This is a genomic window from Aeromonas sp. DNP9 (assembly GCF_001728955.1).
Classification (GTDB): Bacteria; Pseudomonadota; Gammaproteobacteria; order Enterobacterales; family Aeromonadaceae; genus Aeromonas; species Aeromonas veronii.
Genome location: NZ_LYSQ01000005.1, coordinates 30,587 through 46,230, shown reverse-complemented (window position 1 = coordinate 46,230; position 15,644 = coordinate 30,587). Strand labels below are relative to the sequence as shown.

13 protein-coding genes are annotated in these 15,644 nt (G+C 60.0%); 7 read left to right on the top strand and 6 right to left on the bottom strand.

Features of this window, described 5'->3' with window-relative positions:
* Positions 1–46: 46 nt before the first annotated feature.
* Positions 47–1,837, bottom strand: a complete 1,791-nt coding sequence (locus A9G06_RS04535; protein ID WP_069554416.1) for a long-chain fatty acid--CoA ligase — start codon at positions 1,835–1,837, stop codon at positions 47–49.
* A gap of 185 nt (positions 1,838–2,022) precedes the next feature.
* Here A9G06_RS04535 and A9G06_RS04530 point away from each other — a divergent pair, with 185 nt between their 5' ends.
* A complete protein-coding gene (locus A9G06_RS04530; protein ID WP_069554415.1) occupies positions 2,023–2,568 on the top strand; it encodes a hypothetical protein in 546 nt (181 codons plus the stop codon).
* 37 nt (positions 2,569–2,605) lie between these two features.
* On the opposite strand, the gene rimI is transcribed toward A9G06_RS04530, so the two are convergent.
* Both rimI and A9G06_RS04520 read right to left on the bottom strand, forming a co-directional pair.
* Entirely contained in the window at positions 2,606–3,055 is a 450-nt protein-coding gene (gene rimI / locus A9G06_RS04525; RefSeq protein WP_005340505.1) for a ribosomal protein S18-alanine N-acetyltransferase, read from the bottom strand.
* Between the two features lie 118 nt (positions 3,056–3,173).
* Positions 3,174–3,608: a DNA polymerase III subunit psi gene (locus A9G06_RS04520; protein WP_069554414.1), complete on the bottom strand. Its 435-nt coding sequence runs from the start codon at positions 3,606–3,608 to the stop codon at positions 3,174–3,176.
* A gap of 314 nt (positions 3,609–3,922) precedes the next feature.
* Between A9G06_RS04520 and A9G06_RS04515 the strand changes: the two genes are divergently transcribed.
* The 3 genes from A9G06_RS04515 to A9G06_RS04505 all read left to right on the top strand — a co-directional run bounded on the left by A9G06_RS04515 (position 3,923) and on the right by A9G06_RS04505 (position 8,926).
* A complete protein-coding gene (locus tag A9G06_RS04515) occupies positions 3,923–5,536 on the top strand; it encodes an ATPase RavA domain-containing protein (protein WP_069554413.1) in 1,614 nt (537 codons plus the stop codon).
* 9 nt (positions 5,537–5,545) lie between these two features.
* Positions 5,546–7,000 carry an ATPase RavA stimulator ViaA gene (viaA, locus tag A9G06_RS04510; RefSeq protein ID WP_069554412.1) on the top strand — a complete coding sequence of 485 codons (1,455 nt, stop codon included), beginning with the start codon at positions 5,546–5,548 and terminating at the stop codon, positions 6,998–7,000.
* A gap of 81 nt (positions 7,001–7,081) precedes the next feature.
* Entirely contained in the window at positions 7,082–8,926 is a 1,845-nt protein-coding gene (locus A9G06_RS04505) for a diguanylate cyclase (RefSeq protein WP_253182307.1), read from the top strand.
* A 141-nt stretch (positions 8,927–9,067) separates the two neighbouring features.
* Here A9G06_RS04505 and A9G06_RS04500 read toward each other — a convergent pair whose 3' ends face one another.
* Entirely contained in the window at positions 9,068–9,790 is a 723-nt protein-coding gene (locus tag A9G06_RS04500) for an SDR family oxidoreductase (RefSeq protein WP_069554411.1), read from the bottom strand.
* Positions 9,791–10,219: 429 nt separating this feature from the next.
* On the opposite strand from A9G06_RS04500, the gene prfC reads away from it, so the two are divergent.
* The gene (gene prfC, locus A9G06_RS04495; protein ID WP_085942070.1) at positions 10,220–11,809 is read left to right on the top strand and encodes a peptide chain release factor 3; all 1,590 of its coding nucleotides are present in this window, start codon (positions 10,220–10,222) and stop codon (positions 11,807–11,809) included.
* 57 nt (positions 11,810–11,866) lie between these two features.
* Positions 11,867–12,340, top strand: coding sequence for an ASCH domain-containing protein (locus tag A9G06_RS04490; protein ID WP_083243729.1), 474 nt, complete (start codon positions 11,867–11,869; stop codon positions 12,338–12,340).
* A 46-nt stretch (positions 12,341–12,386) separates the two neighbouring features.
* On the opposite strand, the gene A9G06_RS04485 is transcribed toward A9G06_RS04490, so the two are convergent.
* Both A9G06_RS04485 and mdtH read right to left on the bottom strand, forming a co-directional pair.
* Positions 12,387–13,301, bottom strand: coding sequence for a bifunctional helix-turn-helix transcriptional regulator/GNAT family N-acetyltransferase (locus A9G06_RS04485; protein ID WP_069554410.1), 915 nt, complete (start codon positions 13,299–13,301; stop codon positions 12,387–12,389).
* A gap of 139 nt (positions 13,302–13,440) precedes the next feature.
* Entirely contained in the window at positions 13,441–14,637 is a 1,197-nt protein-coding gene (gene mdtH / locus A9G06_RS04480; protein ID WP_069554409.1) for a multidrug efflux MFS transporter MdtH, read from the bottom strand.
* 92 nt (positions 14,638–14,729) lie between these two features.
* Between mdtH and A9G06_RS04475 the strand changes: the two genes are divergently transcribed.
* The gene (locus A9G06_RS04475) at positions 14,730–15,623 is read left to right on the top strand and encodes a LysR family transcriptional regulator (protein WP_005349020.1); all 894 of its coding nucleotides are present in this window, start codon (positions 14,730–14,732) and stop codon (positions 15,621–15,623) included.
* Positions 15,624–15,644: the final 21 nt, after the last annotated feature.

Sequence of the window (15,644 nt, the reverse complement as noted above, 5' to 3'; positions counted from 1 at the left end):
GCCGCTCGAGTGAGCGGCTTTTTCATTTCTCTGAACCTGAGCGATATCAGACGTGGTTATACATCGCCTCGATTTCGCTCTGGTACTTGGCCTCGATGATCTTGCGGCGCAGCTTCATGGTGGGGGTCAGCTCACCCAGCTCCATGGAGAAGGCGCTCGGCAGCAGGGTAAACTTCTTCACCTGCTCGAACTTGGCCAGCTCTTTTTGCAAGTCGGCGATGCGGGCTTCGAAGAACTCCATTACCCGGGAGTGGCGCAGCAGCTCGGTCTTGCACTGGTACTGCAGGTTGATGGAGCGGGCGTACTCCTCCAGCGACTCGAAGCAGGGGACGATCAGCGCAGAGACGAAGTGGCGAGCATCGGCGACGATGGCGATCTGCTCGATAAAGCGATCCTTGCCGATGGTCCCTTCCACCAGTTGCGGGGCCACGTATTTGCCGTTGGAGGTCTTCATCAGCTCCTTGAGGCGCTCAGTGAAGTAGATATTGCCCTGGCTGTCGAGCTCACCGGCATCGCCGGTACGCAGGAAGCCATCTTCGGTCATCACTTCGGCAGTCGCGTCCGGCTTGTTGTAGTAGCCGCGCATCACGGTGGGGGAGCGCACCAGCAGTTCGTTATTCTCACCCAGTTTTACCTCGATGCCGTTCAGTGCCGTGCCGATGGATCCCAGCTTGAACTGGCTATCCTCGTAGCAGCAGACGGTGGCGGTGGTTTCGGTCATGCCGTAGCCGTACTTGAGATTGAGCCCCATCGCCTGGAAGAAGAGGTTCACATCGTCGGCCAAGCGGGCGCCCGCCACCGGCAGGAAGCGGGTGCGGCCGCCAAAGCGGGCGCGCAGCTTGCGAAACACCAGTCGCTCGGCGAGCCAGAGTTGGGCATAGAGTTGCGGTGAGGCGGATTTGCCCGCCTGACGGGTGGCAACCATCTGCTTGCCGACCCGGGTCGCCCAGCCAAACAGGGCACGACGCAGGGCCGGAGCCTGAGCCACCTTGGCCTGGATCATGGCGTAGGCCTTCTCGTAGAGGCGCGGCACGGCGCACATCACGGTCGGCTGCACTTCGCCAATCACATCCATCACCTTCTGCGGATCGCGGATATAGACGTTCTCGGCACCGCAGTAGAGCACGTAGTAGCTCCAAGCCCGCTCAAACACGTGGCTGAGCGGCAGCATGCAGAGCGACACATCCTGCTGATTGAGGTCGAGGCGGCTGTTATGCATCTCGAAACAGGCGGCGATGTTGCTGAAGTCGAGCATGACCCCCTTGGGCTCGCCTGTGGTGCCGGAGGTGTAGATCAGGGTCAGCAGATCATCCATCCGGTACTGGCTTTCCCGTACTCGCAGCTCTTGCTCGCTGGGCTGATGGTTGCCGGAGACCAGAAATGTCTGGAAGTGGCTCGCCTGCTCGCAGCCGCGCAGATTGACGTTGCCATCGAGGGCGATGAGCTGGCGGATCTCGCCGCTTTCAATCAGTTGCAGCGCCTGATCGAACTGGGGTTGTTCGCCAACGAACAGTACCTTGATGCCGGCATCTTTGACGATGTAGCGCAGCTGATCGAGGGTGCTGGTGGGGTAGATAGGGACGCTGACACCGCGGGCGGCAAGGATGCCAAGATCGGCCTGGGTCCACTCCGGCATGTTGCGGGCATAGATGCCGACCATTTCGGTTGGCTGGTGGCCGGCACGGATCAGCGCCTGTGCGCAGTAGTCCATTGCCTGGCCCAGAGTACGCCAGCCGATGGCGCGCCACTGGCCATCTTGCTGAACCCGCAGGGCAGCCTTGTTGCCAAGCTGGGCAATACGTTCACGCATCAGTCGAACCAGATGAAGCTTCGGCATCAGTTAAACATCCTTTAATTACAGTTGTACGCCCGCGAGGGCACTAAAAATCGGGCTAGAGTTTAAACTCCAACATTACAGCTTACAAGTGTTCGCCGTTTGTCTTGGATCACAAAGAGCGCAAATAGCTCTCCCTTTGCGCAGACTGGCCGATACTGCTAGGAGGCAGAGAGAGGGTTAACGATATGAATCTGTGGGTGAAAGGGGCGTTGGCCGCGGTCGGGTTGATGGTGGTGGGGGGCGCTGCGTTTTGGTTCTTTGCCGGAACCTCATCACAGGGGCCCGCCAATCCCTGGTATCAGGGGGCCGATGGGTATCAGCAGGCGCAGCAACAGGCGCTGGCGTTGGGCTATCCGCTGCTCTATGTGCTGGAGACCCCCAAGTGCCGCCGCTGCGGCGATCTGGAGAAGAAATTCTGGCAGAGCAAGGAGATGGCTGGCCCGCTTGCCCGGTTGGTGAAAGTGCGGCTCAACCCGGGCAAGGGGGATGGCAGCGAGCAGATCCTGCGCCGCTTTCCCAAAGTCGCCACGCCGCCCGGCATCTATATCCAGCAGCCGGGCCAGCCCCTCAGACCCATCAAGATAGTGGTGGATATCGACCAGATCTGGATGCCGGGGAAAACCTGGCAGCGTGGCTTCTATATGCCGCTCTCCGGGGCCGGATTCGAGGCGGTGGTACATACCACCCTGGCCTTGCAGGATCCCGCGCTGGACAACGCCCCCCTCGATTGAGGGGGACAAAAGGCTTGGGCGCGACGAACAGGCTGGATCAGCCGAAATCGAACAGTCGCGACATCAGCACCGCATCTTCCCTGTCGTTGCCGGTGCCGTAGTAGTCGGCGCGGCGGCAATACTCGGCAAAACCGGCGCTCTCGTAGAGGTTGATGGCGGTCTGGTTACCGGCCCGTACCTCGAGAAACCAGGCCTCTGCCCCGGCTTGCTTGCTGCGCGCCAGATAGGCCTGCAACAGCGCCCGCCCCAACCCCTTGCCCTGAAACGCCGGATGCACGCAGATGTTCATCAGCGAGCTGTCACCGGCCACCAGATCCGAGATATAGAAGCCCGCCGGGCGACCATCGACCAGCATCAAGCCGTTGAGATAGCGAGGACCGAAGCAGGAGAGCAGGTTGGCCTCACTCCACGGCTCCTTGTGAGCGGCTTGCTCGATGGGGTAGACAAGGTCGAAATCGCTCTCGAGCAGGGGACGAAACTCAGGCATGGGGGCTCCGGATGGCAAGATGTTGGGCGCTGGGGTTAGCAGAGGTTGCAGAGGCGGCATTTGTAAAATCAGGTAAAAAGAGCAGCATCACACTGGGTCTTGGCGGCATGATGCAGGATCACGCCGCGTTGGCCGCAAGGTGTTGGCGCAGCTGTTGCCACAGGGCGCGCTTTTGCGCTGCGCTGGGGGTGAGCGGGCAGATCAGCGCATTTGGCCGCGCGGGGTTGGCCTCCGTCAGCCAGAGCAGGGGGGAGGCGCCCGTCGTTTGCAGATCGGCAGGCGGCAGCTCGCTGAGCAGTGAGACCTCGTCGGGGGTCATGCCGAGCAACTGGCAGATATCCGCCAGCAGCGTGGTGGCAGGCAGCTGAGGCGCCAGCAGCCAGAGTTTGCCGCTGGGCAGCGGAGCGCTGGTGGCAGGTGCTGTCTGGTCGGGCTGCACGGCATCTTGCGCAAGCTCGGGAGCGGGTGCTGCGCCCAGCAATGCCGGACGACGCAGTTGCCAGCTTTGAATGCCCATGCGGGCCAACATGCTCTGACGAACGGGATCTTGCATTTGAGGCGACTCACTCTTGATCTGCATTGGGGAAAATTGTGTTGCGCAGGGTACACTCGAACCGCTTTTGCTGCACCCTTTGCAACGCATCATCTGGCGCATGCGGGCATGGTGCTCATCACGACACTGGCTATGCATGGGCGCAGCACGCTGCCGATATGGTATCGCACTGCCTTTGCGTTTTTTCCTGCCAGAGGCGGGTATTGTGCGGCAAGCGATACCAGAATAAACATCATAACAAGACAAAACCCAAGGTCGAGCAAATGGATATCGCACCTTGGGGCTAACATCATCCCAGCTTCGGAACACTCTCTATGTCGTCTTTAGCTCAAGCCCAGAACCCTGCGCGTCTTATTCCCATCCAGGAGCGCTTGCCCCGGCTGCTGGCCGCCCTCGGTGAGGGACTTTACGAACGGCAGGATGCCCTGCGCCTCGGTCTGCTGGCTGCCCTCAGCGGTGAGAGTGTCTTCTTGCTGGGGCCACCCGGTATCGCCAAGAGCCTGATCGCCCGCCGCCTCAAGCTGGCCTTTCACGACGCCCGCCACTTTGAATACCTGATGACCCGTTTCAGTACGCCGGAGGAGGTGTTTGGCCCCCTCTCCATTCAGGCGCTGAAAGAGGATGGCAAATACCTGCGCCTCACCACAGGTTATCTGCCGGAGGCTGAGGTGGTGTTCCTCGACGAGATCTGGAAGGCAGGTCCCGCCATCCTCAACACCCTGCTCACCGCCATCAACGAGCGGCAGTTTCGTAACGGCGACAGCCAGCACCCTATCCCGATGCGCTTGCTGGTGACTGCTTCCAACGAGCTGCCGGCACCGGACAGCGGGCTGGAAGCGCTCTACGACCGGATGCTGGTGCGGATCTGGATGGACCGGGTGCAGGAGAAAGCCAACTTTCAATCCATGCTGGCCAGCGATGGTCACGCCCACCAGAACTTGCCGGAATCCCTGCAGATCCGGGGGGATGAGTATGAGCAGTGGCAGAGCCAGATTGAACAGGTGCGCCTGCCGGATGCCTGTTTCGAGCTTATCTATCAGCTGCGCCAGCAGCTCGACAGTCAGCTGGCCCATCGCTGCTATGTGTCGGATCGCCGCTGGAAGAAGGCGGTACGGCTTATCAAGGCGAGCGCCTTCTTCAATGGCCGCGATGAGGTCGCGCCGGTAGATCTGCTGCTGTTCAAGGATTGTCTCTGGCATGACGAGGAGTCCCGCACCGCCCTGCTGGAGATGATGACCGAATTCTCCCGTCTCTACGGCTATCAGCAACTGGCGATGACCCGTCAGCTACTCGCCCTTCGGGATCAGTTCAAACAGCTCAAACAGAGCGTGGCCCAGCGCCTGTGCACCAAGGCCCGGCAACGCAAGCAGTGGTTTGGCCGGCGGGCCCGGGGTATCGAGATCCCGCTTGCCAATGCCAGACCCTTTGGCAAACAGGTGCACTTCCATCTGCTCACCCCAGCGCCGCTGGATGGCAGCGATCCCGAACGTCTTACCCGCACCCTGGTGTTCGATCGCACCTTGCTCTCCCATTGGCATCCTACCGGTGAGGCGCTGGTGGGTTATGAGTTCGGCAACCCGAAAGAGGGGCATTACGAGCTGGTGCTGGACGATGAGCTGCGGCTGCAGGTGCTCGATATCCAGCGCCAGCAGATCCCGCTGGTTTTGATGGAGCGCAACGCCATCCCCGAGGTGGTGCTGGCGCCCTGGTTGCAGTCGCTCGACGAGCAGCTGGTTCAGGTCAGCAAGGTGATGCAGATGCTCAAGCAGCAGCGCAGCCTGTTCGAACGTCACCAGCAACACCTCTTTATCGCCTCACGCTGGCTACAGCAGGTGGAGGACAGCTTCTTCGTGCTGAACCGGGATCTCGAGCTGCTGCGCAGCGAGCTGACCCAGTGGCGCGAGCGGTTGCCAAGGCTGGACGAGTAAGGAGCGCTCATGCTTGAGATCGGCATGCTGGATCTGGGCCTTCTCATGGGAGAGGGTGAGCTGGCGGGAGAGGTGGTGGCGCTGCTGGCGGCCTCACCCAAGATTTCCGAATTTATCAAACGCTCCCCGCTACAGGGCAAGCTGCTGAAAAAGCGCCTGCAGAGTTGGGGCGAGCAGCTTGGTGAGGAGATCCGTCACAAGCCGGTGCCGGTGGCGCTGGAGCAGGAGTACCTGCTCTATCAGGCGCACCGGCAACTGCCGATGACCGAGCTGATTGGTCGCCTGCCCGGTTTGCTAGAGTCGCTGGAACAGTACAGCCCCTTCGCCGGTGAGGCCAGATCCTTGGTGCGTCAGCTGACTGCTCACCCCACCGAGGGGTTGCGCCAGCTCTTTATCGACAAGTGGCGCGCCAGTCTGGTGGGGAGCCTGCTGCAACTGCAGCAGCAGATCGCCGAAGCGGAGCGGGAGAAGCAGCGTCAGGAGATTGAAGATCAGCTGCTGGCGAGCCGCACCCTGGCCGATGCCCTCGATCCCAACCAGATCTCCGCCGGTGGTTTGTGGGATCTGGCGCAAGGGCACTGGCACAAGCGCAGTCTGGTGCTGGTCAAGCAATACGCCCGCATGCTGCAGCGCGAGCCTTTGCTGGCGGAGATTGCCGGTCTGCTCGGGCGCAGCGAGCGGGATCGGCGGGCGCAGGAGCAACCTGTGCCGCCGGTTCCGGTGCTGGAGTTGGAGCCTGCACCCAGCGATGATGTGCCGGACGATCTGGTGGGCATCCATCAGGCGAACGATCTGATGCGGCTGCTGCCAAGTGAAGCTGTGATGCTGGGGCTGCCGGAGCTGGAGCTGGAGTTCTATCGCCGCTATCTGGAGCGGCGCCTGCTCAGCTACCAGTCACGTGGCACCTTGCCGCGTCAGCGCATCATGCTGCGCACCCCGGAGCAGGGGGGGCAGCAGTTGCAGCAACGGGGCCCCTTTATCGTCTGTGTCGATACCTCCGGCTCCATGGGGGGATATCCCGAGGAGTGTGCCAAGGCGCTGTTTCTGGCGTTGCTCAAGGTGGCGATGGATGAGAAGCGCGGCTGCTACCTGATGCTCTTCTCCACCGAGGTGGCGACCCTCGAGATCACCGCAGATACCGGGCTGGACAAGGCGGAGCGCTTCCTCTCCATGAGTTTTCACGGCGGTACCGATTTGGTGCCCTGCCTGGAAAAAGCGCTGGCCAAGCTCGATGATCCCGCCTTTGCCAAGGCGGATGTGCTGGTCATCTCCGACTTTATCGCCCAGAGCCTGCCTCATCCCCTGCTCGATCAGATGAACCGCTATCGCCAGCGTCAGACCCGTTTTCACGCCGTCGCCATGTCCCGCCACGCCAAGCAGGCGCTGCTGCGGGTCTTTGACAACAGCTGGCTACTCGATTGTGGCCTGCGCGGCCGACTGCTGCGGCGTTTTCAGCACAATTAACTATTTTTTAGTTATGAATAGTGCTTGATGGTTGCTTTGGTAGTTTATTCTGGCGCCAATGCGGAAGGATGGAGGGAAAATGTGAAGTTTTATCCGTGTTGTGTACTGCTGTTGGCATTGAACACCATGGCTGAGCCGATTTCACCTCTTCAGTTGGAGAGTGAGCTCAATACGCTGGAGCAGACTTACCTCTCTGATCGCGAATTGGGCTTGCGAGTTCAGCGATTGAAGCGGGATTTGTCCGCTTACACATCGGCACAGCAGATGCGGATAACTCGCTTGGCCTGCAGACTGCAATCGGCAAACGAGACGGCGGAGTATCGTCAGGCTATGTTTTATGCCGACGAACAGCTTCAGCGTGCTACTGCACAAGGCGATCAATTTGCCCGCAGTGATTTTTTCATGTGCCGTGGCTGGTTTCACCAACTGCTCGGAGAAAACGATAAGGCTCGCCAGGATTATGAGCTGGCACTGACGTTGGCTCGTGATATCGGTTCCCTCAAGCAACAGGCAAGTGCTCTCTCCTATCGAGGTTCCCTCTTTTCCTTTCAGGGCTACCCCGCCAAGGGACTCAGAGACCTGATGAACGCTTTGCATATCTATGATGCTCTTGATCTTCCGGGCTGGTATGGAAAAGTTCAGCTGGAAATCGCCGCGACCTACCGCCGTATGGGGCTAATGGGGCCTGCCAATCGCTTGCTGGATGAGCTGGAGATGAAATTACCTGCCAACAGCGATCCTGATATTTTTTACGAGTTTTATCGGCAGAAAGCGATGGTGGCCAATAGCATGGGGCAGTATCAAGAGGCCATCGACGAGCTGGATAACGCGGCGGCGCAACACAATGAATTAACTCCTGTCGAAAAAGGATTATTGCAGCTGGATAGGGCCGAAGCTTTGCTGGGACTGGACAACTATCAGGAGGCCATGGTTCAGCTTGAGCAAGCTGGCATAGTGTTTCAATCAGAAATTGATCCTTTATTTAACAGTTATTGGCACTTGCTGATGGCGCAGGGAGAGAGCATGACAGGAAAGTATGGTCATGCGCTTGAGCATCTTGCTATGGCTGAACCGATCCTAGTGCGTGAAGATAACCAGCGCTTTCTTATCAAGTTGACATGGCTGCGCAGTCAGGCGTTTGAGGGGCTTGGAAAAACCGCTGATGCGTTGGCGCAATTGCATCGTTATGTAGAACTGAAGCGCGCCTTTGAGCAGGAAATGCAGGAGCAGAGCACCGAATGGGTTCGTAGTCAGTTTGAGCTGGCTCGTCAGGAGGGTGAAAACAAACAACTGCGGGTTGAGCAGCTATTGCAGCAACAGGAGCTGGCTCTGGCCAAGGAGCGTCGTTTCTGGCTGCTGGTGGTGATGGTGCTCTGCGGGGTACTGGCGCTGCTGACGATGGGGTGGCTGCTGGATCGCAACCGTCGGATGCGTCGTCTGGCCTTTACCGATGAACTGACCGGCATCAACAACCGCCGTCGGGTGCTGCGGCAGGGCAGTGATATGTTGGCGCTGGCTCGCAGGCAGGGCACGCCATTTTGTCTGCTGGTGTTCGATATCGATCACTTCAAGCGGATCAACGATACCCTGGGACATCATCAAGGAGACAGGGTGCTGCAATGGGTCTCTCGGGCGGCAGATCGTCAGCTGCGACACCAGGATCAGTTGGGGCGTACCGGCGGAGAGGAGTTCTTGATCCTGCTGCCGGATACCAGCCTTGAAGAGGCGTGCCGGGTGGCTGAGCGGATCCGTCACTCGGTCGCCAACCGGGCGCTGCCCGGCATGTCGTACCCGGTAACCATCAGTATCGGATGTGCCTCTCTGCGAGACGATGATCAGGATCTGGCTGCCTTGATCCAGCGTGCCGACAATGCGCTGTATCGTGCGAAAGAGGCGGGGCGCAACCGGGTGGAAACAGATGATTGACGGGCTGGGTATTGTCACTCAGCAGGATGTCATCGCCATTGGGGAGCACTCTGATACGGCGATGATGCTCGTCCCCTGCGCTCGTTCTTGCCTGCGATGACAGATTGGCAAGCACGAGCGCAGAAGACCGTCAGAAGGGCGTTATGCCCAGGCGCTGCCGCCATTGAGGTGAAGCACTTCACCATTCATGTTGTTATTGCTCATCAGGAATAGCGCGGCCTGCGCATAATCCTCTCCCTCTCCCAAGCGTTTCAACGGCAGGCTTTGCGCCACGGCTGCCACTTTTTGTGGGTCATTGCCCAGTGCTTTAAGCAGCATTGGAGTGCGCATGGGGCCCGGGTTGATGACGTTGATCCGACGGGGGGTCAGCTCGGTAACCAGACTGTGAGCCAGCGTTTCAACCGCGCCAGCTGCAACGGCAGGGAGTGCCTTACCCAGTTGTGGACGGCGCGTCACCATCCCGGAGGTGAGCACGATGGAGCCGCGTTCGGACAGTTTGGGTGCTGCGGCGCGGATCGCATGAACACTTCCCCAGAAGCGGCTGTCCATGTTGATTTTCAAATCCTCGATGGCTGCGGTGAGAAAGCTGCCTGGTCGCATGACTGCGGCGGTGATGACGAGATGATCCAGCGAATCCAGCTGGTTGAAAAAGTGATTGACGGAGTCGACGTCGAGAATATCCAGTTGATGGCCACTGGCACTTGGGCCCAGTTCAGCCACTGCAGTGGCAAGCTGCTCACGGCTGGAACCGCCGATAATGACCTTGGCACCTTGCTCGATCGCTTGTTGGGCTGTGGCCAGGCCAAGACCCGAGGTACCACCGATAATGACGATCTGTTGATTGTGCAGGGTGGAATGTTTCATGTAATGACCTCTCCATTATGTAGATACGATTTACATATTTGTAGCTGGATAGGGAAAGTCCAAGTATGAAAATTTATCAAGAGTGGTTGTTGCTGGCATGGGGAGGGGGCCAAGTCCACGTGGTCCGGATGCTGCCATCCGATTCGGAGTGTTTGATTTTCTGTTCAGTTGGAACCTGTGGAACGGATGAGCGGCCAAATTATCATCTCTTGTCAGGCTGGGTATTTTTCACTCGCGCGGGTATAATGTCGCGCAATTTTGCTTTGACTCAGGCGAGAAGACCCATGTAACGCAACCCTCCTCCCTCTCTCCACCTGGTTGGCAACACGCCAGCTGGCGTGGCTTTCGTTGCGTATACATGTGCCGTGAGCGGCATTCCGGATTTATTCCCACGGTGGCTGATACCACCGCTCAATAGAAGAACGTTGAATTATGTCAGCTGAATTTCTGAGTGAAGTCTCCAAGAGACGCACTTTTGCGATCATTTCGCACCCGGATGCGGGTAAAACCACCATCACCGAGAAAGTCCTGCTGTTCGGACAGGCCATTCAGCGCGCCGGTACCGTCAAGGGCCGTGGCTCGGGCCAGCACGCCAAATCCGACTGGATGGAGATGGAGAAGCAGCGTGGTATCTCCATCACCACCTCGGTGATGCAGTTCCCCTATGCCGATTGTCTGGTCAACCTGCTCGATACCCCGGGTCACGAGGACTTCTCTGAAGATACCTACCGTACCCTGACCGCGGTCGACTGCTGCCTGATGGTCATCGATGCCGCCAAGGGTGTTGAAGACCGGACCCGCAAGCTGATGGAAGTCACCCGTCTGCGTGATACCCCCATCCTCACCTTCATGAACAAGCTGGACCGCGAAGTGCGCGATCCGATGGAAGTGATGGACGAGGTGGAGCGCGAGCTGAAGATCATGTGTGCCCCCATCACCTGGCCTATCGGCTGCGGTAAATCCTTCAAGGGTGTCTACCACCTCTACAAGGATGAGACCTATCTCTATCAGAGCGGTCAGGGCCACACCATCCAGGAGAAGCGGGTGGTCAAGGGGCTGAACAACCCGGATCTGGATGCCGCCGTCGGCGAAGATCTGGCCCGGCAACTGCGTGACGAGCTGGAGCTGGTGCAGGGCGCCTCTCCCGAGTTCGATCACGATGCCTTTATCGCTGGCGAGATGACCCCGGTCTTCTTCGGTACTGCACTGGGTAACTTCGGTGTTGACCACATGCTGGATGGCCTGACTGACTGGGCGCCGTCTCCCATGCCGCGCAAGGCCGAGAGCCGCGAAGTGGTGGCGACCGAGGAGAAGTTCTCCGGTTTCGTATTCAAGATCCAGGCAAACATGGATCCGAAGCACCGTGACCGTATCGCTTTTATGCGTATCGTGTCAGGTACTTACAGCAAGGGAATGAAGATGCGCCATGTGCGTATCGGCAAGGATGTGAACATCTCCGATGCCGTGACCTTTATGGCCGGTGACCGTGAGCAGGCGGAAGACGCCTTCGCCGGTGACATCATCGGTCTGCACAACCACGGTACCATCCAGATCGGCGACACCTTCACTCAGGGTGAAGATCTCAAGTTCACCGGTATCCCGAACTTTGCTCCAGAACTGTTCCGCCGCATCCGCCTGCGCGATCCGCTCAAGCAGAAGCAGCTGCTCAAGGGGCTGGTCCAGCTCTCCGAAGAGGGGGCGGTACAGGTGTTCCGTCCGCTGATCAGCAACGATCTCATCGTCGGTGCGGTCGGTGTACTGCAGTTTGACGTGGTGGTTTCACGCCTCAAGAGCGAGTACAACGTCGAGGCCATCTACGAGGCGGTCAACGTCTCCACCGCCCGCTGGGTGGAAGGGACTGACGTCAAGAAGTTCGAAGAGTTCAAGCGCAAGAACGAGGTCAACCTGGCCCTCGATGGCGGTGACAACCTCACCTATATCGCACCGACCATGGTCAACCTGCGCCTGGCTCAGGAGCGCCACCCGGACGTGGAGTTCCGTCAGACTCGTGAGCATTGATACTGCTTACCAAATCCCGCCAGATGGCGGGATTTTTTTATGCATCAAGGAGAGGTGATGGTTGAATCGATGAATCCTGCCTGCTCGGCTCTGGCTGAGGGTTATCTGTTATCCCTGCCGGTGGCTGCACGGGCTCGTCATGTCTCGGCGGACTACTTCTGTGCTGATGAACACAATGCCAACCTCTGTGCTTCGCTGGTGGTGGCAGGACGCAAGCGAGCGACCTGTAGCCTCGCTTACTGGTATCTGGAGAAGGGCAAGCGGATGCCGGAACAGGGGGACCTACTGGTGGTAACCGACTGGAGTGGTCAGCCCAAGGCGCTGGTTGACATAGTCTCGGTCACCTTGTGCCGATTCGATGAGATTGATGCTGCGTTTGCCGCCGAGGAGGGGGATGGCGATGGCTCTCTGGCTTGGTGGCACGAGGCGCACAAGGCCTTCTTCGAACGCGAGATGAAGGCGGAAGGGAGAGAATTTGATGAGCACGCCACGCTGGTGCTGGAGCGATTTCGGGTAGTGGCGCTGCCATAGTAAACAAAGCGGCAAGCAGGGGATACTTCTGCTTGCCGCTATCACTTTAGATCGCCAGGTCTAGCACCATACAGATCTCGCAGGCATCGTGGCCGGTGCAGCCAAGGGGGTTGGGCAGGTGTTCAAAGCCCAGTGATTCGTAGAGGCTGGTGGCTTCGCGCAAGACCTCGGTCGTCTCCAGATAGCAGCGCTGATAGCCCAAACCACGAGCGGCATCCAGTGCCTGCAATACCAGCCGTTTGCCAAGGCCCAGTCCGCGCAGGGCGGGCATAAAGTACATCTTCTGCAGCTCGCAGACTCCCTCTTCTCCCGCCAATGGCGCGATACCACCACCGCCGAGGATGGAACCGTCCGGCCCTTCGATGACCCAATAGCGGCTCTTTTCCGCCTGATAGCTCTGGGAGAGGGTATCGAGATTGGGATCCGAGACCCCATACCCCTTGTCGGCGGTGAGGCCATATTCGGCCGAGACGGCGCGGATCACCAAGGCGATCTGGGCATTGTCCGCCGCCGTGATGGGGCGGATCTGGTAACCCCGCTGGCGACGGGCGCGGGAGAGGGCGCTGCGATAGAGCCGCAGCCCTTGCCATAGCTGCTCCCGCTCGGGCAGGCTCAGCTGCGCCAGCATCTCTTCCATCGCCCCGTCCATCTCCCGGTGCAACTCCAGCAGCATCCCCTGACCGTTGACGGTGAGTCGGGCCTCCTTGCTGCGGCCGTCGGAGGGGTGCGGGTGCCAGCTGATGAGCTCCCGCTCGGCGAGGCGTGCCAGCGGACGGCTGGCGTTGGATTTGTCGATGTGCAGCTTTTCTGCCAGCTGCTGATTGGTGGCCGGGGCGTTTTCCAGCTCGATCAGCAGGTGAGCCTCGATGGGGGTGAGGGCCAGATTGCCGCACTGCTGGGAGAGCATGCCGAGTTCGCGAACCAGGTCGCGCGACAGGGCGCGCAGGGGACGGGGATCCATGTCGTGGTTTCCTATTTAGTTGTGTATGACAACTAAAATAGCGTAAAAGTTGTAATTCGCAACCTTTTGCTGTGATGACTTGCAGAATATGGGGTGAGCGGCAGCTCCGTTGATTGGGCTGCCGCAGGTGGGGCGGTCGTCAGGCAGCGGCTCTGATGGCCAGCTCCGGGCGGCGGGAGAAGCAGCGGGCGAGCAGCAACATGGTGGCGACGCCTATGGTGCCCAGCACCAGCCAGGGGAGGGCCGGTTGTCCCTGTTGCAGCGAGAAGTCATAGAGGGAGCCGCCGCCCACATAGCCGGTCATGCCCCCCAGCGCCAGTCCGAGGCGGCTGAAGCCCATGTAGCTGCCGCGGGCTGTGGGGTTGGCCAGCCGGGTCATCAGGGTCTCCCGGGCCGGTTCGCAGATGATGATCCCCAGATAGAAGCAGGCCAGCAGCACGAAGAGGCCGGAGAGAGTGCTGACAAAGGCGACCAGCCCGATCCCCACCGTCATCAGCAGGATACCCGCCATCAGCCGGCTCTCCAGCCGATAGCGCCGTTCGCTGAAACGGGCGATGGGGTAGAGCAGCGCCAGCGACAGCGCCGTTTCCAGGCTGTACATCCAGCCCACCGCCGTGGTGGTGCCGGAGAGCTGCTTGACCAGAATGGGGAAAATCAGCATCACCTGTACCCACAGCATGTAGTAGCCGCTTAAGATCAGCACCAGCCGACAGAAGGCGCGATCCGCCAGCACCTGTCCCAACCCTTCCTGCATCGGGGTCGGTTTGACCGAGAGGCGGTAGGCGGGCAGTAGGGTCCAGTTGCAGAGCGCCGCCAGGGTGAAGAGCCCGGCGCCCAGCAGACAGACGTAGGTGAAGTCAAAGCGCAGCAGCCAGCTGCCGAGCAGGGCACCGGTGACTGCTCCCGCGCTCTCCAGCATCATCAGCAGGGAGATAAAGCGGCCCCGCTCATGGGGACGGGTAAATTTGATCACCAGTGCGGCCCGTGGCGGGTCGAACAGGCAACCGCCCAGTCCGGAGAGGAAGCAGGAGAAAATCAGCATGGCGCCGCTGTCGGCCCAGGCCAGGGTGGCAAAGCCGACGGCGCGCAACAGCATGCCGGTGACGATGAGCGGGCGGGCGCCAAAGCGGTCGGCCAGCGAGCCGCCAAAGATCCCCAGCCCCTGCTGGGTCAGTTGGCGCAGGCCGAGGGCCAGCCCCACCAGACCGGCCGCCCAGCCTAGTTGATCGACGAAGCGCAGGCTGATCATCGGCATCACCACAAAGAAACCCAGGATCACCAGTGTGGTATCCAGCGCCAGAAACCAGCGTCCCCAAAACCTCGCCCTGTCGACCATAACGCCCTCTCATTTACAGATACCTTCATTCTGGAGAGGGTTTAGATATAGTGGTAGACGACAACTACCTATATTTCATATCAGGATTATTTATGTCTATGGATCTGGACGATCTGCAACTGCTGCTGGATGTGGCCGAGCTGGGCAGCTTCAGTCAGGCGGCGGCCATTCGTGGCTGGTCACAGCCGCTGGTGAGCCAGCGGATTGCTCAGCTGGAGGAGAGCCTCGGGGCGCCGCTGTTTCAGCGCCATCGGCGTGGCGTAACGCCGACCCGTGCCTGCGAGGAGTTTCTGCCATCGGCCCGCTCGGCGCTGGCGATCCTGAGCGAAGGGCGGCTGGCACTGCAGGGGGCGCCTGCGCTGCCTTGTATCCGTCTCTCCAGCCTGCCATCCCTCACTTCGGTGGTGTTTGGCTCGTTATTGATGGAGCTGGTGGACGAGCCGTTCGAGATCCGCTGCACCACGGATCACTCCGGCGAGATCATGCAGTCGCTGCTGACTGGCGAGGCCGATATCGGCTTTGTGCTCAAGCGCCCGCCGGTTGCTGGCCTGCAGATGGAGCTGCTCTGCTGCTCCCCCATTATCGCTATCGCCTCGCCATTGCATCCGCTGGCCGGTTGTCACGGCCTCACGCTGGAGGATATTGCCGACCAGCGGCTGGCGCCTCAGGTATGGGGGCCGGGGTGTGACGTCTTTATCCAGCAGTTGCGGCGGTTGCGGCGGGCCGCCAGCCCCCTGCATGCGGTGCAGCCCGCCAGTGCGGCGCGGGATCTGGCGCTGGAACACGGGTTTATCACCCTGATGCCGGAGCTGGCCATCAAGCGGGATCTGGAGGTGGGGCGGCTGGTCAGGCTAGATGTGCGCAATCTGCCGCAAGAGCATTGGGATGTGATGATGGCGTGGCGCGGTGGCAAGCGGCCCAACCCGGCCCGGGAAACCGTGTTGGCCACCGCCCGCACGCTGGCGAAACGGTGGCGCAATGAATAGAGCGATGCGGGACAAGGCCCG

Excerpts from the sequence above, each read along its gene's own strand:
- A9G06_RS04530 (WP_069554415.1), top strand. The coding sequence starts at position 2,023 with ATGAATCTGTGGGTGAAAGGGGCGTTGGCCGCGGTCGGGTTGATGGTG.
- rimI (WP_005340505.1), bottom strand. The coding sequence starts at position 3,055 with ATGCCTGAGTTTCGTCCCCTGCTCGAGAGCGATTTCGACCTTGTCTAC.
- A9G06_RS04475 (WP_005349020.1), top strand. The coding sequence starts at position 14,730 with ATGTCTATGGATCTGGACGATCTGCAACTGCTGCTGGATGTGGCCGAG.
- mdtH (WP_069554409.1), bottom strand. The coding sequence starts at position 14,637 with ATGGTCGACAGGGCGAGGTTTTGGGGACGCTGGTTTCTGGCGCTGGAT.
- viaA (WP_069554412.1), top strand. The coding sequence starts at position 5,546 with ATGCTTGAGATCGGCATGCTGGATCTGGGCCTTCTCATGGGAGAGGGT.
- A9G06_RS04520 (WP_069554414.1), bottom strand. The coding sequence starts at position 3,608 with ATGCAAGATCCCGTTCGTCAGAGCATGTTGGCCCGCATGGGCATTCAA.
- A9G06_RS04535 (WP_069554416.1), bottom strand. The coding sequence starts at position 1,837 with ATGCCGAAGCTTCATCTGGTTCGACTGATGCGTGAACGTATTGCCCAG.
- A9G06_RS04500 (WP_069554411.1), bottom strand. The coding sequence starts at position 9,790 with ATGAAACATTCCACCCTGCACAATCAACAGATCGTCATTATCGGTGGT.
- A9G06_RS04515 (WP_069554413.1), top strand. The coding sequence starts at position 3,923 with ATGTCGTCTTTAGCTCAAGCCCAGAACCCTGCGCGTCTTATTCCCATC.
- A9G06_RS04490 (WP_083243729.1), top strand. The coding sequence starts at position 11,867 with ATGGTTGAATCGATGAATCCTGCCTGCTCGGCTCTGGCTGAGGGTTAT.
- A9G06_RS04485 (WP_069554410.1), bottom strand. The coding sequence starts at position 13,301 with ATGGATCCCCGTCCCCTGCGCGCCCTGTCGCGCGACCTGGTTCGCGAA.